The 15,611-nt window shown below is 61.8% G+C and carries 12 protein-coding genes; 5 read left to right on the forward strand and 7 right to left on the reverse strand.

All coding sequences use genetic code 11. The features are described from left to right. Positions 1 to 154: 154 nt before the first annotated feature. From AB8A33_RS14050 to lexA, 3 genes are all read left to right on the forward strand, one after another. Positions 155 to 2,512, forward strand: coding sequence for an Orn/Lys/Arg decarboxylase N-terminal domain-containing protein (locus AB8A33_RS14050; protein ID WP_439093319.1), 2,358 nt, complete (start codon positions 155 to 157; stop codon positions 2,510 to 2,512). Positions 2,513 to 2,533: 21 nt separating this feature from the next. Then, positions 2,534 to 3,109, forward strand: coding sequence for a GNAT family N-acetyltransferase (locus AB8A33_RS14055; protein WP_439093320.1), 576 nt, complete (start codon positions 2,534 to 2,536; stop codon positions 3,107 to 3,109). A gap of 312 nt (positions 3,110 to 3,421) precedes the next feature. Then, positions 3,422 to 4,144: a transcriptional repressor LexA gene (gene lexA / locus AB8A33_RS14060; protein WP_439093321.1), complete on the forward strand. Its 723-nt coding sequence runs from the start codon at positions 3,422 to 3,424 to the stop codon at positions 4,142 to 4,144. Positions 4,145 to 4,162: 18 nt separating this feature from the next. Here the strand turns inward: lexA and AB8A33_RS14065 are convergent, their stop codons facing one another. From AB8A33_RS14065 to AB8A33_RS14085, 5 genes are all read right to left on the reverse strand, one after another. After that, a complete protein-coding gene (locus AB8A33_RS14065) occupies positions 4,163 to 6,448 on the reverse strand; it encodes a ComEC/Rec2 family competence protein (RefSeq protein ID WP_439093322.1) in 2,286 nt (761 codons plus the stop codon). Between the two features lie 121 nt (positions 6,449 to 6,569). Next, the gene (locus tag AB8A33_RS14070) at positions 6,570 to 6,806 is read right to left on the reverse strand and encodes a tautomerase family protein (RefSeq protein WP_439093323.1); all 237 of its coding nucleotides are present in this window, start codon (positions 6,804 to 6,806) and stop codon (positions 6,570 to 6,572) included. A gap of 11 nt (positions 6,807 to 6,817) precedes the next feature. Beyond that, the gene (locus tag AB8A33_RS14075; RefSeq protein WP_439093324.1) at positions 6,818 to 7,528 is read right to left on the reverse strand and encodes an SDR family NAD(P)-dependent oxidoreductase; all 711 of its coding nucleotides are present in this window, start codon (positions 7,526 to 7,528) and stop codon (positions 6,818 to 6,820) included. Positions 7,529 to 7,677: 149 nt separating this feature from the next. Beyond that, on the reverse strand, positions 7,678 to 8,616 hold the full coding sequence (locus AB8A33_RS14080) for a LysR family transcriptional regulator (protein WP_439093325.1): 939 nt from the start codon (positions 8,614 to 8,616) through the stop codon (positions 7,678 to 7,680). Between the two features lie 128 nt (positions 8,617 to 8,744). After that, on the reverse strand, positions 8,745 to 10,418 hold the full coding sequence (locus AB8A33_RS14085; RefSeq protein WP_439093326.1) for a glutamine--tRNA ligase/YqeY domain fusion protein: 1,674 nt from the start codon (positions 10,416 to 10,418) through the stop codon (positions 8,745 to 8,747). Positions 10,419 to 10,618: 200 nt separating this feature from the next. On the opposite strand from AB8A33_RS14085, the gene gltX reads away from it, so the two are divergent. Next, entirely contained in the window at positions 10,619 to 12,043 is a 1,425-nt protein-coding gene (gltX, locus tag AB8A33_RS14090; RefSeq protein ID WP_439093327.1) for a glutamate--tRNA ligase, read from the forward strand. Positions 12,044 to 12,197: 154 nt separating this feature from the next. Then, positions 12,198 to 13,502: a citrate synthase gene (gltA, locus tag AB8A33_RS14095; protein WP_439093328.1), complete on the forward strand. Its 1,305-nt coding sequence runs from the start codon at positions 12,198 to 12,200 to the stop codon at positions 13,500 to 13,502. A 66-nt stretch (positions 13,503 to 13,568) separates the two neighbouring features. On the opposite strand, the gene lpxB is transcribed toward gltA, so the two are convergent. Both lpxB and AB8A33_RS14105 read right to left on the reverse strand, forming a co-directional pair. Next, entirely contained in the window at positions 13,569 to 14,729 is a 1,161-nt protein-coding gene (lpxB, locus tag AB8A33_RS14100) for a lipid-A-disaccharide synthase (RefSeq protein WP_439093329.1), read from the reverse strand. Next, on the reverse strand, positions 14,726 to 15,607 hold the full coding sequence (locus tag AB8A33_RS14105) for an LpxI family protein (RefSeq protein ID WP_439093330.1): 882 nt from the start codon (positions 15,605 to 15,607) through the stop codon (positions 14,726 to 14,728). Before AB8A33_RS14105 ends, lpxB begins: the two co-directional genes overlap by 4 nt. Between the last annotated feature and the right edge of the window lie 4 nt (positions 15,608 to 15,611).

A 15,611-nucleotide genomic window follows, 5' to 3' on the forward strand; every position in this document is an offset into this window, starting at 1 on the left:
CGCTACCCTCATAGAACGACGCCGCGTTCGGAACTCTCACCTTGCGGCATGCTCCCAAACCTTTTTCCTGACTGAGATACCTCAACACGGTTTCAGTCACTGAATTGTCACGTAACGCAGCGAGAGATCGCAGCGAAACAAGATCGGTGGACAAATGGACTATTTCAAACGCTTCAATTTCCTGTTTGCGATGCCAACATTCGACGCCGACGATCTCGAGGGCATTCGGCTCAATCAGATCGTCGATGAGATCGAGCGTTCCGGCTTCGAGGTCGTCAAGGCACGCAAGCTCGAAGATGCCACGATCGCAGTCCAGACCGACGCGGCGATCGGCTGTATGGTGGTCGACTGGGGCAAGAAGGGCCTCGAAGGCAAGACCGCGGCGCTGATCAACCTGATGCGCAAACGCGGCCTGGACTTCCCCATCATCCTGCTGATCCGCCGCAAGCGGTTTGAGGATGTCCCGGTCGAGGTGCTCGATTTCATCGACGGCTATGTATTCCTCTCAGAAGAAACACCGCCGTTCATCGCCAAGAATCTCATTAGCCGGTTGAAGCAATATGCCGAGACGCTGAAGACGCCCTTCTTCGGCGCGCTGGTCGACTATGCCGAGGAAGGCAACCAGCTCTGGACCTGCCCCGGGCACAATGGCGGCGTGTTCTACAGCCGCAGCCCGATCGGCCGCGTGTTCATGGAACATCTCGGCGAAGCGGTGTTCCGCGACGACCTCGACAATTCGGTGCTCGATCTCGGCGATCTGCTGACCCATGAGGGCCCTGCGCTACAGGCGCAGAAGGAAGCTGCGCAGATTTTTGGCGCGGAAAAAACCTATTTCGTGCTCAACGGTACATCGACCTCCAACAAGGTCGCCCTGTCGGCACTGGTCACCGACGGCGATCTGGTGCTGTTCGACCGCAACAACCACAAGGCTGCCTTGCATGGCGCATTGATGATTTCGGGCGGTGTGCCGATCTATGTGCCAACGACGCGCAATCCCTGGGGCCTGATCGGGCCGATGAACTGGGATGCGCTCGGCGAGGACGCGCTGCGCGAGCGCATCCGCACCAATCCGCTGGTCACCGACAAGGATGCCTGGAAGCGCCCGCGCCCGTTCCGCGTCGCCGTCATCGAACAGTGCACCTATGACGGCACCATCTACAGCGCCGAGATGATCATCAAGCGCATCGGCCATCTCTGCGATTACATTCTGTTCGACGAAGCCTGGGCCGGCTTCATGAAATTCCACCCGCTCTATGCCGGCCGGTTCGCCATGGGGCTCAAGGAGCTCGGCCCGGATTCGCCGGGTATTATCGCGACGCAGTCGACCCACAAGCAGCTCGCGAGCTTCTCGCAGGCATCGCAGATCCACATGAAGGATCGGCATATCCGCGGCCAGAAGCGCCGCGTCGAGCATCGCCGCTTCAACGAAAGCTTCATGCAGCACGCCTCGACCTCGCCATTCTATCCGCTGTTCGCATCATTGGATGTCGGCGCGCAGATGATGAAGGGCCGCTCCGGCGAAGTGTTGTGGGACGACACGATCCGGCTCGGCATCGAGCTGCGCAAGAAGATGCGCGCCGTCCGCCGCGAATTCGAGGAAAAGGAAACCCGCACTGAGCGCCGCTGGTTCTTTGAACCCTTCGTGCCCGAGCGCGTCGCAATTCCAGACGCATCCAGCGAAGGCGCTGTTCACAATGTGCCGTGGGAAAGCGTCGGTACGGATCAGCTCGCCACTAATCCATCCTATTGGCAGCTTGCGCCTGACGCAGCCTGGCATGGCTTCCCCGGCATGGAAGCCGGTTTCACCATGACCGATCCCAACAAGCTGACGGTGCTGACCCCCGGCTTCGATCGCACCACCGGCGCCTATGCCGACCACGGCATCCCCGCGCCAGTGGTCGCGCAGTTCCTGCGCGAAAATCGCATCGTGCCGGAGAAGAACGACCTCAACTCGCTGCTCTTTCTGCTCACGCCGGGCGTGGAAGCCAGCAAGGCGGGCACGCTGATATCGGGCCTTGTCGCCTTCAAGAAGTTTCACGACGACAACGCGCTGCTGGAAGACGTCATCCCGGAATTCGCCCGGCGCAGGCCGGCGCGTTATGCGGGCATACGCCTGCGGGATCTGTGCGGCGACATGCACCGGTTCTTCCGCGAGGCTAATGTGAGCGACCTCCAGACCAGGCAATTCTCCGCCGACCATCTGCCGGAGATCGCCATGTCGCCCCATGATGCCGCGCGCTGCCTGGTGCGCAACGACGTCGACTACCTCCCCATCGACGAGATCTTCGGGCGTGTTGCTACGACGCCGTTCGTGGTCTACCCGCCGGGGATCGCCACGATCGTACCGGGAGAACGGCTCACCGAACGGTCCAAGCCGATGATCGATTATCTCAGGATGTTCGAGACCTGCTTCAACACGTTCCCGGGCTTCGACGTCGAGATCCAGGGCATCTACCGCAAGGTCGACGCCAATGGCCGGATCCGGCTTTACACTTACGTCGTCTCCGAATAGGGAGCGCGTAAGGAGCCTGATTTGCAAACGGAACTCGAACAGCCGGTCGTCATACGACCCTCGCGCGACACCGACGTCGATGCCATGCTGGCGATCTATCGCCGGCACATCCGGCAAGGCGTCGAGGAAGGCGTCAGCGACGCCGACACGCCGCAGCCCGACGATCTCAGAGATCGGCGCAAGAATCTGCGCAGCAAGCGGTTTCCCCATCTCGTCGCCACCCGAGGTGGCGAGGTCGTCGGCTATGCCTATGTGGTGCTGTTCCGCAAGCGACCGGCCTATCGCTACACGGTCAAGCACTCGATCTATATCCACCACGGACATGTCGGCCGCGGCATCGGCCGCCTGTTGATGCGCGAATTGATCGACGTGTGCGCGGCGGCCGGCTTTCGGCAAATCATCGGCTATATCGATGCCGACAACACGGCCTCGCTCGGCTTGCATGAGAGCTTCGGCTTTGCCCGCGTCGGCTTGCTGCCCGGCGTCGCCTATCGCTCGGGCCGCTGGGCCGACACGATCATGGTTCAGCGCTCGCTGGCGACCGGCTCCACGACACCGCCGCCTTTGCCACTCTCCGGCCGGCCGCCTTCCGCGTAACTGCAAGCGGTCTGCTCGCGCATTTCCGTCGTTTGACGCGCTCGCGGAAGGTCCGGAACGACTTCCTCAGTCATTGCCTTGCTCGGCTCCACATACGTCTTCTTGACGGGAAATTAAGCATTGCAGAACACATATGGAACATATAGTGTTCGTTCATGATTTGTTTCGAGATTCTGTGGCTTTGAGTAGTTTGAGAGTGCCCGAACTCGCGCAACCGATCTTCGAACGATCGTCTCTGGACTGAGGCTCACCGTTCGAAGGCCCTTTGAAACGCACGCGGCGGCCGACACCGTCAACTGAGGATGGCTTCAGATGCTCACGCGCAAACAATACGAACTCCTGCGATTCATCGATCAACGACTGAAGGAAGCCGGCGTCCCGCCCTCCTTCGACGAGATGAAGGATGCGCTCGATCTGCGCTCGAAGTCCGGCATCCATCGCCTGATCACAGCGCTGGAAGAACGCGGCTTCATACGTCGTCTGCCCAACCGGGCCCGCGCCATCGAAGTCATCAAGCTGCCTGAGCTTGGCGCGCCGGTCACAGGCGGCACCGGGCGCCGCGGCTTCACGCCCAGCGTCATCGAAGGCACGCTCGGCAGGGTACGCACGGCCGCCAGCATCGCCAGCAATAGCGGCGATGATGACAATGGCCGCACGGTTGCCATCCCGGTGATGGGCCGGATCGCGGCCGGTACGCCGATCGAGGCACTGCAGACCCGCAGCCACACCATCAGCATGCCCGCAGACATGCTCGGCTCCGGCGAACATTACGCGCTCGAAGTGCGCGGCGATTCCATGCAGGACGCCGGCATTCTCGACGGCGATACGGTGCTGATCCAGCGCAACGAAAGCGCCGACACCGGCGACATCGTGGTGGCCCTGATCGACGACGAGGAAGCCACGCTGAAGCGCTTCCGCCGCCGCGGCGCTTCGATCGCGCTGGAGCCAGCCAATGACGCTTACGAAGTCCGCATCCTGCCGCCCAACCGGGTGCGCATTCAAGGCAAGCTGATTGGCCTGTATCGCCGCTATTAAGGCAGTCGCCTCGGCGGATTACTGATCTTCGGGTTGAAGATCAGTTTCCGCCGGCGTCGCATCCACCGGCCGGTTTTGCGGCGTGCGACTGTTCTGGATCAGATCGTGCTGGGGCTCATCGGGGGTGGCGCGCGACCACGGGCGGTCCAGGCCACGCGGTCGCACGGCATCCATCGCAAAGCCGTTCGCAGTTCGCTGCAAGCTCACCGCACCGTTTCGTTGCAGGCGATCCTGTTCGACCACCAGCGCACGGCAATCCTTTGGCGGTTGTTTCGTCGTGACGATCAGTACCGCTTTCTCGCAATCATCCGTGAACGCGTCAGGCTGTAGAGCCAGCGCCACCAGAGCGCCATCGGCCAGCGGCGTGATGCATCCGTCGCGGTCGCAGGACACGCCATGGCTGAGGGAGGAATCCGTTGGCAGCCGAGCGTCAGCATCGCCGGCAAGCCACTCTTTCAACAGAAACGTATCCTTGGCGCTGCGCATCATATTCAGGCGCCCGTCCCTGCCCCGTACCGCAACGCTGTGCCCGTCCCCCGAGATCAGCACATCCGGCTGCTTCACCAGGAGTGCCCAGACGATCGAGAGCACCAGCACGCCAAGTCCCGCTAGGCGCAACGGCGTGCGCAACAATCCGAGCACGATGATGCCAATGCTGGCGGCGACCAGCGGCCCGGTGCCAAAAGCCGGCATCCGGCCGATGGCACCGGGCAAGGCTGCCACCCATTGCGTGACCACGATCATCCACTGGACGCCGACATCCATCAGCCGCCAGAACACACCATCAAAGCCGAACGGCATGGCCACCAAACCGAGAATACCCGCCGGCATCACCATCGCCGAGACCACCGGCATCGCCAGGAGATTGGCGACGACGCCATAGGGCGTGACGCGGTGGAAATGAAATGCGGCATAGGGCGTGGTGGCAAGGCCGGCTACCAGCGAAGCGAGTACGAGCATCGCGATCTCGCGTCCGCCCCATAGCGCCACGCGCGCCGTCGCGGAATGATCGGGCGAGGCAAACAGCGCGGGCATGCCGATCTGCACCAATGCGACGAGCCCCAGCGTCGCCGCGAATGACATCTGAAAACTCGGATGCACCAGCGCTTCGGGCGCCACGATCAGCACGACCATTGCCGCCACCGCCAGCGTGCGGAACGTCACCGCCCGGCGATCGACCATGACAGCGATCAACACGACGGCCGTCATGAAGAACGAACGCTGCGTGGCGACCTCGGCGCCCGACAGCAGCAGATAAAACAGCGCTGCGAACAACGCCGCGGTGGCTGCGACTTTCTTGATCGGGAACGTCACTGTCAGGACGGGGATCAACGCGAGCAATGCGCGTATCGCGAAGAACACCACGCCGGCCACGACGGCCATATGATAGCCGGAGATCGACAGCACATGCCCGAGACCGGAGATGAACATCGCATCATTGACGTCAGCCGAAATCGCATCGCGACGCCCTGTGAGCAGCGCCGTAGCAATGGCGCGGCTATCGCCCGAGAGCACGGTGCGGATCCGCGCGTCGATGGCGTCGCGCAGACCCTGCATGGTCGCCGAATAGCGTAGCGCCACACTCGGCTGTATCGGCGGATCGACTGCCTTGATGCCGCCCATCACAAAACCGGACGCGCCGATCCCCTGAAAATACAGATCGCGGCCAAAGTCGTAACTCCCCGGCCGGAGCGGCGACAGCGGCGGCTGCAGCCTTGCCTTCAATTCGACGAAGCTGCCGACGGCAGGCGCCGTGCCCTTCTTCACCGACAGCCGCACACGGGTGAGCTTCGGTGCGGCGCGCGGGCTGTCCATGGTGGCAACGCGCAGCACGAAGCGATCCGTGCGCTCCCGTTCCTCGTGAGTTTCTACGAAGCCGGTAAGCGCGACGGAATAGAGCGGCTTCGCCAGAACCTCATGAGCCACACGCGCGGTTTTCATGGCAGCCATCGCGAAGCCGGCCGCGATGGCCGCAATGAGCAAGATCAAGGGAAACCATCGCTGTCGCCGCAGCAAAAACGCAGCCACGCAAAGAAGGCTTGCCGTCGCAGCGGCAACCCAGGCCACCGGCTCATGCTCAGCGGCAAAATACAGCGCGATGCCGGAGCCGAAAGCGATCGGTACCCATGGCAGCAAACGACCGGGACCAGCTTCGGCCCGCACCCACGTCCAGAGTGTCTCGAAGCCCGACGTCGACGGTCTCGCTGACGGCAGAGCAACACCTGTCCTGGCCGGTGGCGGCCAGGTAATGGCCCTTCCCCTCCGACCCTGAGACAGCTCCCGCTGCTCACCCCCGCCCGCCATCCCGCTGCTCCGGCACTACAGTTGCAATGCTAGCGGAACAGATCAAACTAAACAGCGGAACGGATGGAGAATATGCGACAAGATACTGGAGACCGCCAAATACTGGCGATCTCCATGTTGTCTACTTGCCTCCTGCTGCACGCAGCTGGCGATATTCAAGCGCAGGCAAGCCGCCCCAGCCCCAGTTATCTGTATCCACCTCCTCGATAACCACGAAGGTCGATTCCAGCGGCTTGTGGAGCACGTCGAGCAGAAGGTGGCTGAAGCCGGCAATAAGCTGCGCCTTCTCCTCTGCTGTAACGGAGTCCCGACCGGGAGCCGTTCCCTCTCGCGTAATCTGAAGCGTCACGATTGGCATGAATGCCTCCCTCAATGACCGGCGCTCTGGCCACCGTCAACGTGAAGGATTTCGCCTGTCACGAAGCCTGCGGATTCGAGATAGAGAACCGCGTCCACGATATCGCGCATTTCGCCCATGCTCTTGACCGGATGCAGGGCAGCGAGAAACTCATACGTCTCGGGAGCATGCATCGGAGATTTGATGACGCCCGGCGACACGGCATTCACCCGGATGCCCTTCGTCGCATACTCGATGGCAAGTGACTTGGTGGCCGAATTGATGCCGCCCTTGGTGAGATTGGCCAGTACCGACGGCACGCCAGAGATCGCATGATCGGTCAGGCTGGTCGTGATGCTCACGATGTGACCCGAGCCCTGCTTCAGCATTTCCGCTACAACGCGTTGTGTAATGTAGAAAAAGCCGGCGACATTGGTCGCAATCTTCGACACGAAGTCCTCGGCCGTGTAGTCGGTAAACGGCTTGGCAATGAAGATGCCGGCGTTGTTGACCAGCGTGTCGACGCGACCGAAGCGCGAGAGCGCTTCCTTGACCACGCGGTCCGCGGTCGAAGGATCTCCCACATCGCCGGCGACACCCAGAATGTCGGGATCGCTACCCTGCTTGATCGACCGCGACGTGGCGACGACACGGTAATTGCGATCCCGGTAAGCCTTCACCAGGCTGGCGCCGATACCTTGGGATGCCCCGGTGATAATAACAACCTTCTGTGCGTTGCTCATGATATGCCTCGATGATGTAACCCAGCCAGCGATAATGCTGTTGAGGGGCCCGTCTCAGGCCCGGTGACCATCGTTCTATTCTTCCGCGCCAGGCAGCAGAATTGCCGGCTTTCGGCAGACACTCTTCCGCCGCTCGAAAGAATACGGGTCTATCGGGGAGCCATCGCTCCAGCTTCCGCAGAAAGCCGCGAAAATTCGGCGCGCAAACGAGGGGTGGCGAAATCGATGAATGCGCGGACCTTGGGCACCGTTATTCGGCCTTGCGGGATCACAAGATGAACCGGAAGCGCTGCCGGTTCATCGTCACGCAGCAGGAGTTTCAACGATCCGTCCTGTACGCGTTCAGCCACATGGTACGTATAAAGCCGCGTCACACCATAGCCCTCCACCGCCGCTGCGAGTGCGGCACGAACGCTGTTGACGACGAGCCGTGGCTTGAAGTGAACCGATCGCGCGATCGAGCTTCCCGCCAAAGGCGGAAACACCCAGGTGTCCTGTCCCATATGCGTGGTGGTGACGATTTGATGCCGGGTCAGGTCCGCCAGCTCTGTGATGCGCGGATGCATGCCGAGATAGCGTGGCGATGCGGCGACCACTCTCTTGACGTCACCGCCGACCCGCACCGCGACCATCGCGGAGTCGGGAAGTTCTGCGACACGGAGCGCGATATCGATTCCTTCTTCGACAAGATTGGCGTGGCGATCGAGAAGAACGAGGTTCACCGATACTGCGGGGAACGCGTCGAGATAGGCGCTAAGGATCGGGCGGAGTATTTCTTCGCCGCTGATCGGGGGCGCAGAGATCGTCAGCGTTCCTCGCGGGGCCGAATGTTCGCCAGCGGCAGACATGTCGGCTTCTTCGAGTTCGACGAGCACGCGCCGGCAAGCCAAAGCATATCGCTCCCCCGTCTCGCTGAGCTTGATCGCACGAGTCGTACGATGAAGGAGTTCGGTGCCGACGTGCTGCTCCAGAAAGGCAATTGCCCGGCTAACGGCGGCCGGCGACCGCCCGAGCCTGCGCCCGGCGCCGGCGAGGCTGCCCTCGTCCAGAGCAGCCACGAACACCTTCATTGCTTCAAGACGATCCATGCGTTGTCTTCCGTTCGCCCGCAATGCTAGCGGAAGCGACCGGACTGAACAGCGGAACAGATGCGGAATATGTAAGACTATTGCCTGCCGAGCACCGTTTTCGATGCTCGCGTTCGTGACGATACCGTTTAGCCTGAGATCTTGGCGTAGCTGTCGCGCAGACCGACGGTGCGGTTGAAGACCAGCTTGCCCGATGCTGAATCCTTGTCGCGACAGAAGTAGCCCTGGCGCTCGAACTGCACGACATCGCTTGTGTTGTCACTCGCCAGCGCCGGCTCCAGCATGGCGCTGGTCAGCATCTCCAGCGAGTCCGGATTGAGCTGTGATGCGAACTCGGTCGCATTGGGCTGCGGATCGGCGAACAGCTGATTGTAGACGCGTACTTCCGCCTGCACGGCATCTGCGGCGCTCACCCAATGGATGGTCGCCTTGACCTTGCGACCGTCCGGCGCATTGCCGCCCCGGGTTTCCGGATCATAGGTGCAGCGCAGTTCGACCACCTCGCCAGCGGCGTTCTTGATGACATCCTTGCAGGTGATGAAATAGCCGTAGCGCAAGCGCACCTCGCGACCCGGCGCCATGCGGAAGAACTTCTTCGGCGGCTCTTCCATGAAGTCGTCATGCTCGATGTAGAGCTCGCGGCCGAACGGGATCTGCCGCGTGCCCAGCGCTTCATCATCGGGATGATTGACCGCTTCGAGCTGTTCAGTCTGACCTTCGGGATAGTTCTCGATCACCACCTTCAGCGGCTTCAGTACAGCCATGCGACGCTGTGCTGTGCGATTCAGCGTCTCGCGCACGGCGAAGTCGAACATCGAGATATCGACGGTCGAGTTGGCCTTGGCTACACCGATGCGCTTGACGAATTCGCGCAGCGCTTCAGCGGGAATACCACGGCGCTGCAGGCCGGCAAGCGTCGGCATGCGTGGATCGTCCCAGCCGGTGACATGGCCGCCGCGAACAAGTTCGGTCAGCACGCGCTTCGAGAGCAGCGTGTACGTCATGTTGAGGCGCGCGAATTCATACTGATGCGGCCGCGATGGCACCGGCAGGTTTTCCAGGCACCAGTCGTAAAGCGGCCGGTGATCCTCGAATTCCAGCGTACAGATCGAATGCGTCACATGTTCGATGGCGTCCGACTGACCATGGGCGAAGTCGTAGCTCGGATAGATGCTCCAAGCGGTGCCCGTGCGCGGATGATGCGCGTGCAGGATGCGATAGATCACGGGATCGCGCAGGTTGATGTTGCCCGACGACATATCGATCTTGGCGCGCAGCACGCGGGCGCCGTTCGGGAATTCCCCGGCGCGCATGCGGGCGAACAGATCGAGGTTCTCGTCGACCGGACGATCGCGGAACGGACTGTTCTGGCCGGGCTCCGTCAGGGTGCCACGCTTGAAGCGGATTTCTTCCTGCGACTGGTCGTCGACATAGGCCTTGCCGGCGCGGATCAGATGTACCGCCCAGTCATAGAGCTGCTCGAAATAGTCCGAGGCGTAATGCAGGTTGCCTTCGCCCCAGTCGAAGCCGAGCCAGCGTACGTCGCGCTGGATCGCGTCGATATATTCCTGCTCTTCCTTGGTCGGATTGGTGTCGTCGAAACGCAAGTTGCAGTGGCCGCCGAACTCCTCGGCAACGCCGAAATTCAGGCAGATCGACTTGGCATGGCCGAGATGCAGGTAGCCGTTGGGCTCCGGCGGAAAGCGCGTCACCACGCTCTTGTGCTTGCCGGATTGCAGGTCCGCCGCAACGATGTCGCGGATGAAGTCACGGCCTGCGTCGGATACCGATTCGTCTGTCATTTGTTGCCTTTCAAGCTGCGTCCTATGTGCCAAATCCGGAAGGCCGCGCCAAGGGCTGGATCAGGGGGCAGATCACGCGAAAGGACCTTTTCCGATGCGGTTCCGCCCCCAAATCCGCGTTTATTCGCCGTGAGACAGCGCCCTGTCGTTGTGATAAACGCCCGCCAACAGTCACACCGAACTCGATCGAACCCACTGATATGACCGCTCCCGTCGTTACCCGTTTCGCCCCCTCGCCGACCGGCTTCCTCCATATCGGCGGTGGACGCACCGCGCTGTTCAACTGGCTCTATGCCAAGAAGACCGGCGGCAAGATGCTGCTGCGGATCGAGGATACGGACCGCGAGCGTTCCACCGATGCCGCGATCGACGCCATTATCGACGGGTTGAAGTGGCTGGGCATCGAGTGGGACGGCGACACAGTCTTCCAGTTCGCCCGTGCCGGCCGGCACCGCGAAGTCGCCGAACAGCTGCTGGCCGAGGGCAAGGCGTATTACTGCTACGCCTCAGCCGAAGAGCTGCAACAGATGCGCGAGACTGCCCGCGCCGAGGGCAAGTCCAAGCTCTATAACGGACTGTGGCGCGACCGTGATCCGTCGGATCCGCGCCCCGACGTCAAACCGACGATCCGCCTGAAGGCGCCGCTCACCGGCGAGACCGTGATCGAGGATCAGGTGCAGGGGCGTGTGGTCTGGCAGAACGAGAATCTCGACGATCTCGTGCTGCTGCGTGGCGACGGCAATCCGACCTACATGCTGGCCGTGGTGGTGGACGACCATGACATGGGCGTGACCCATGTCATCCGCGGCGACGATCATCTGATCAACGCGGCGCGCCAGAAGCAGATCTACGACGCGCTCGGCTGGACGGTCCCCAGCATGTCGCACATTCCGCTGATCCACGGACCCGATGGCTCGAAACTCTCAAAGCGCCACGGCGCGCTCGGCGTCGAAGCCTATCGCGCGCTGGGCTATGTGCCGGCTGCCCTGCGGAATTACCTGGTGCGGCTCGGCTGGAGCCATGGCGATCAGGAAATCTTCTCGACCCAGGAGATGATCGACGCATTCGATCTATCCGGGATCGGCCGCTCTGCCGCGCGCTTCGATTTCGCCAAGCTTGAGAACCTCAACGGTCACTACATCCGTCACACCGACGATCAATCCCTCGTGACCATGTTCGAGGACGTGCTGAATTACGTGCCCGGCGGCCTGGACCTGAAGCCGAAGCTCAACGACACCACCCGCGCCCAATTGCTGCGCGCCATGCCGGGCCTGAAGGAACGCGCCAAGACGCTGATCGAACTGATCGACGGCGCCAACTTCATCTTTGCCGATCGCCCGCTGGCGATGGAGCCGAAAGCGCAGGCCGCGCTGACGCCGGAAACCCGCGTGTTGATCGGCAAGTTGCGCACGGCACTGGAAGCCGTGACAGACTGGACGGCAGCGAATGCCGAAGCCGCTACCCGCGCCTTTGCCGAGGAAGCTGGCATCAAGCTTGGCGGAGTCGCGCAGCCGCTTCGCGTGGCGCTGACCGGCAAGACCACATCGCCCGGCATTTTCGATGTTCTGGCGGTATTGGGACGTCAAGAATGCCTGGACCGGCTCGCCGATCAGGCATCTATTTAGCATAGCTGTAGGCTGCTTTTGCCCGTCTTGCAGCGCACACAGCAATACGCTACGCATTCTGGCGAATGCTCTGGAATTCCCGGCTAGCCTCCCCATTTCTCCTGAAATGTCGGTGGTTTGCCGGCCCCTCAACGATCTCATCGGGGACCACGCGATGGACGCAAAAACCAATACCAAATCCGCAACGCTGACAGTCGACGGCAAGAGCTTCGACCTTCCGATTCACAGCGGAACGATCGGCCCTGATGTCATCGACATCGGCAAGCTCTACGCCCAGTCCGGGATGTTTACCTACGATCCGGGCTTCACCTCGACGGGCAGCTGCCAGTCCAAGATCACCTATATCGATGGCGATGCCGGTATCCTCGAATACCGCGGCTACCCCATCGAGCAGCTCGCCGCCAAGGGCGATTTCCTCGAGACCTGTTACCTGTTGCTGTACGGGGAACTCCCGACCGCCAAGCAGAAGGTCGCCTTCGACACGCTGGTCACGAACCACACAATGGTTCACGACCAGATGAGCCGCTTCTTCCAGGGATTCCGCCGCGACGCGCATCCGATGGCCGTGATGGTCGCATCGGTTGGCGCCCTCGCCGCGTTCTACCACGACTCAACTGATATCAACGATCCGAAGCAGCGCGAAATCGCGTCGATCCGCATGATCGCCAAGATCCCGACGCTCGCCGCGATGGCCTACAAGTACACAATCGGCCAGCCTTTCGTGTATCCGACCAACTCGCTCGATTTCGCCGCGAACTTCATGAAGATGTGCTTCGCCGTGCCGTGCGAGGACTACAAGGTCAATCCGGTGCTCGCCAAGGCGCTGGACAAGATCTTCACGCTTCACGCCGATCACGAGCAGAATGCATCGACCTCGACCGTCCGCATCGCCGGCTCGTCGGGTGCCAATCCGTTCGCTTGTATCGCCGCCGGCATCGCCTGCCTGTGGGGACCGGCGCATGGTGGTGCCAACGAAGCCGCATTGCAGATGCTCGCCGAGATCGGCACCGTCGACAAGATTCCGGAATTCATCGCCAAGGTGAAGGACAAGAATTCCAGCGTCCGTCTGATGGGCTTCGGTCATCGCGTCTACAAGAACTACGATCCGCGCGCGAAGATCATGCAGGAGACCTGCCACGAGGTCCTCAAGGAAACCGGGCACGGCGGCGACGAAATGCTCGCCGTTGCGATGGAGCTCGAGAAAATCGCGCTGTCGGACCAGTACTTCATCGACCGCAAGCTGTATCCGAATGTCGACTTCTATTCGGGCATCACGCTGAAGGCGATGGGCTTCCCGACGTCGATGTTCACCGTGCTGTTCGCGGTTGCCCGCACCGTCGGCTGGATCAGCCAGTGGAGCGAGATGATCGGCGATCCGCAGCAGAAGATCGGCCGTCCCCGCCAGCTCTACACGGGCGCTGCCCGCCGCGACTACGTGGACATCGCCAAGCGCAGCTAATGCGCTTCGGCAAAGGCTAGAAAAGAAAATCGGCGGATCGCAAGATCCGCCGATTTTTTGTTCAAGCTACCTCTGATCCTTGCGCATCGTCGCCAGCACAACGTCGGCGGCAGCGTCGCTCGGCGACATCCGCCCCACGCCCATGATTCCATCCAGTCGCGCCAGGGCTTCGATCTGACGGCGCCGCATCGGTGTGTCTGCCAGCACCTCTTGCAACGATGCTGCGAGCTTCTCCGGCGTGCAGTCTTCCTGGATGAACTCCGGAATGACGTTCTCGCCGATCACCAGATTGGCGAGAATGACCGACGATGATGTGATGCGGCGGCGGATGATCCAGGCCTCGACACTGCCGGCCTTGTAGGCGGTGACCATCGGCACGCCTGACAATGCAAGCTCCAATGTCACCGTCCCCGACTTGGCAAAGGCCGCATGCGCGATGCGGAACGCGGCGCGCTTCTCCGTTTCGCCCACAACGACTCGCGGCTGCACCGGCCATGTCTTGAGCGCCTCGGTGATCACTTCGACGAGATGCGGCATGGTCGGCAGGATCAATTCGAATTGCGTGCCCGGCTTTCGCAGCAGATCGAGCGTCGCGCCGAACGTTGCCATGTGATGACGGATCTCGCTACGACGGCTGCCCGGTAGCACCAGCAGCACCGGCGGCTTCGCTTCGCGACGCGCCTGCTCTTCCGCATTAGGACGCAGCGCATCGATCTGCTCGATCAGCGGGTGGCCGACATAGGTACATGGCGGACCGCCGAGCCGCTGATGGGCCTCCGGCTCGAATGGTAGCAGCGCCAGCACATGGTCGACATAAGCGCGCATTGCCTTCGCGCGCCCCGGCCGCCATGCCCATACCGTTGGCGACACATAATTGACGACGGGTATCGAAGGATCGCGCTGGCGCACGCGCTTCGCAACGCGGTGGGTGAAGTCCGGGCTATCGATGATGACCAGCACGTCGGGATTGGCCCGCAAGACATCTTCGGTCGCGCGCGTGATGAGCTTCAGGATCGACGGCAATTTCCGGACGACCGCGGCAAGGCCGATGATGGAAAGCTCTTCGATAGGAAACAGCGACTGCAGCCCTTCACGCGCCATCGACGAACCGCCGACGCCTTCGAAGCGCACATCGTCGCCCAGCCGCTGGCGCAGCACTTTCATCAGCGCAGAGCCGAGACGGTCGCCGGATTCTTCGGTGACGATGAGATAGATCGTCTTCGTCACGACGGAAGTCCCGTCACAAAAAGACCTGCGGCATCGGCGGCGACAATCATCTGCTGCGGTTCGGCGACGATCGTATTGCCTGCGACAATGGCGATGCCGGCGAGCTTCGCGGCCGCAGCGCGCTCGATGGTACGCGGCCCCAATGTCGGCAGATCGAAACGCAGGTCCTGACCGCTCTTCGGCGCCTTCACCAATACGCCCCGCCCTGCCTTGGCGCGAATACGTCCCTGCTCACGCAGAAGCGCCACGCGGGCCAGCAATCCATCGGTGCCTTCGATATCCTCGATCCCCACCACATGGCCGTCGATCACCACGGTAGCCTGGCCGATATCGAATGGGCTCAAGGCGCGCAGGACTTCGCGCCCCCGCGCGATATCGGCTTCAGCGTCTTGATCCGGTACGGCACGTGTCACGCTGCCCGCCGGCATCAGCACATCCGGCGCGACGTCCTTGATCCCCAGCAGGCGAAAACCTTCATGCTCGAACAGGCGGCTGACACTCGTCAGCAAGTGATCGTCACCGCCGCGAAACGCGCGAAACACTTTCGGCATCACGCGAAGCGTTGCCCAGTCCAGTCTGATTTCGGAGATTGCCGGCCGCACAAGCGTGCCAATGAACGTGAGATCCCGGCAATTTTCGCTGCGCATCAGCTTCAGCAAACGGCCAAACTGGCCAATGGGAATCCAGTGGTGCTGAAATCGCGCCACCAGCGCTGGATCGCAGAACCCCTTCAGTGCGAACAACACCGGCTTGATCCCGCGGGCCTGCAACGAGTCCGCTACGGCGAAGGGCAGCGAACCGCCACCGGCGATGATCCCGAACGGCGAGCCTATCGGCGGATGTTCTTGCAGATCTTGCGCTTGAGCCTGGTCGGTCATGGTT

Source organism: Tardiphaga sp. 813_E8_N1_3 (assembly GCF_051811025.1).
Lineage (GTDB): Bacteria > Pseudomonadota > Alphaproteobacteria > Rhizobiales > Xanthobacteraceae > Tardiphaga.

Bases quoted from the DNA above. Each gene is read 5' to 3' on its own strand.
- AB8A33_RS14050 (WP_439093319.1), top strand. From the start codon at position 155: ATGGACTATTTCAAACGCTTCAATTTCCTGTTTGCGATGCCAACATTC.
- lexA (WP_439093321.1), top strand. From the start codon at position 3,422: ATGCTCACGCGCAAACAATACGAACTCCTGCGATTCATCGATCAACGA.
- AB8A33_RS14065 (WP_439093322.1), bottom strand. From the start codon at position 6,448: ATGGCGGGCGGGGGTGAGCAGCGGGAGCTGTCTCAGGGTCGGAGGGGA.
- AB8A33_RS14070 (WP_439093323.1), bottom strand. From the start codon at position 6,806: ATGCCAATCGTGACGCTTCAGATTACGCGAGAGGGAACGGCTCCCGGT.
- AB8A33_RS14075 (WP_439093324.1), bottom strand. From the start codon at position 7,528: ATGAGCAACGCACAGAAGGTTGTTATTATCACCGGGGCATCCCAAGGT.
- AB8A33_RS14080 (WP_439093325.1), bottom strand. From the start codon at position 8,616: ATGGATCGTCTTGAAGCAATGAAGGTGTTCGTGGCTGCTCTGGACGAG.
- AB8A33_RS14085 (WP_439093326.1), bottom strand. From the start codon at position 10,418: ATGACAGACGAATCGGTATCCGACGCAGGCCGTGACTTCATCCGCGAC.
- gltX (WP_439093327.1), top strand. From the start codon at position 10,619: ATGACCGCTCCCGTCGTTACCCGTTTCGCCCCCTCGCCGACCGGCTTC.
- gltA (WP_439093328.1), top strand. From the start codon at position 12,198: ATGGACGCAAAAACCAATACCAAATCCGCAACGCTGACAGTCGACGGC.
- AB8A33_RS14105 (WP_439093330.1), bottom strand. From the start codon at position 15,607: ATGACCGACCAGGCTCAAGCGCAAGATCTGCAAGAACATCCGCCGATA.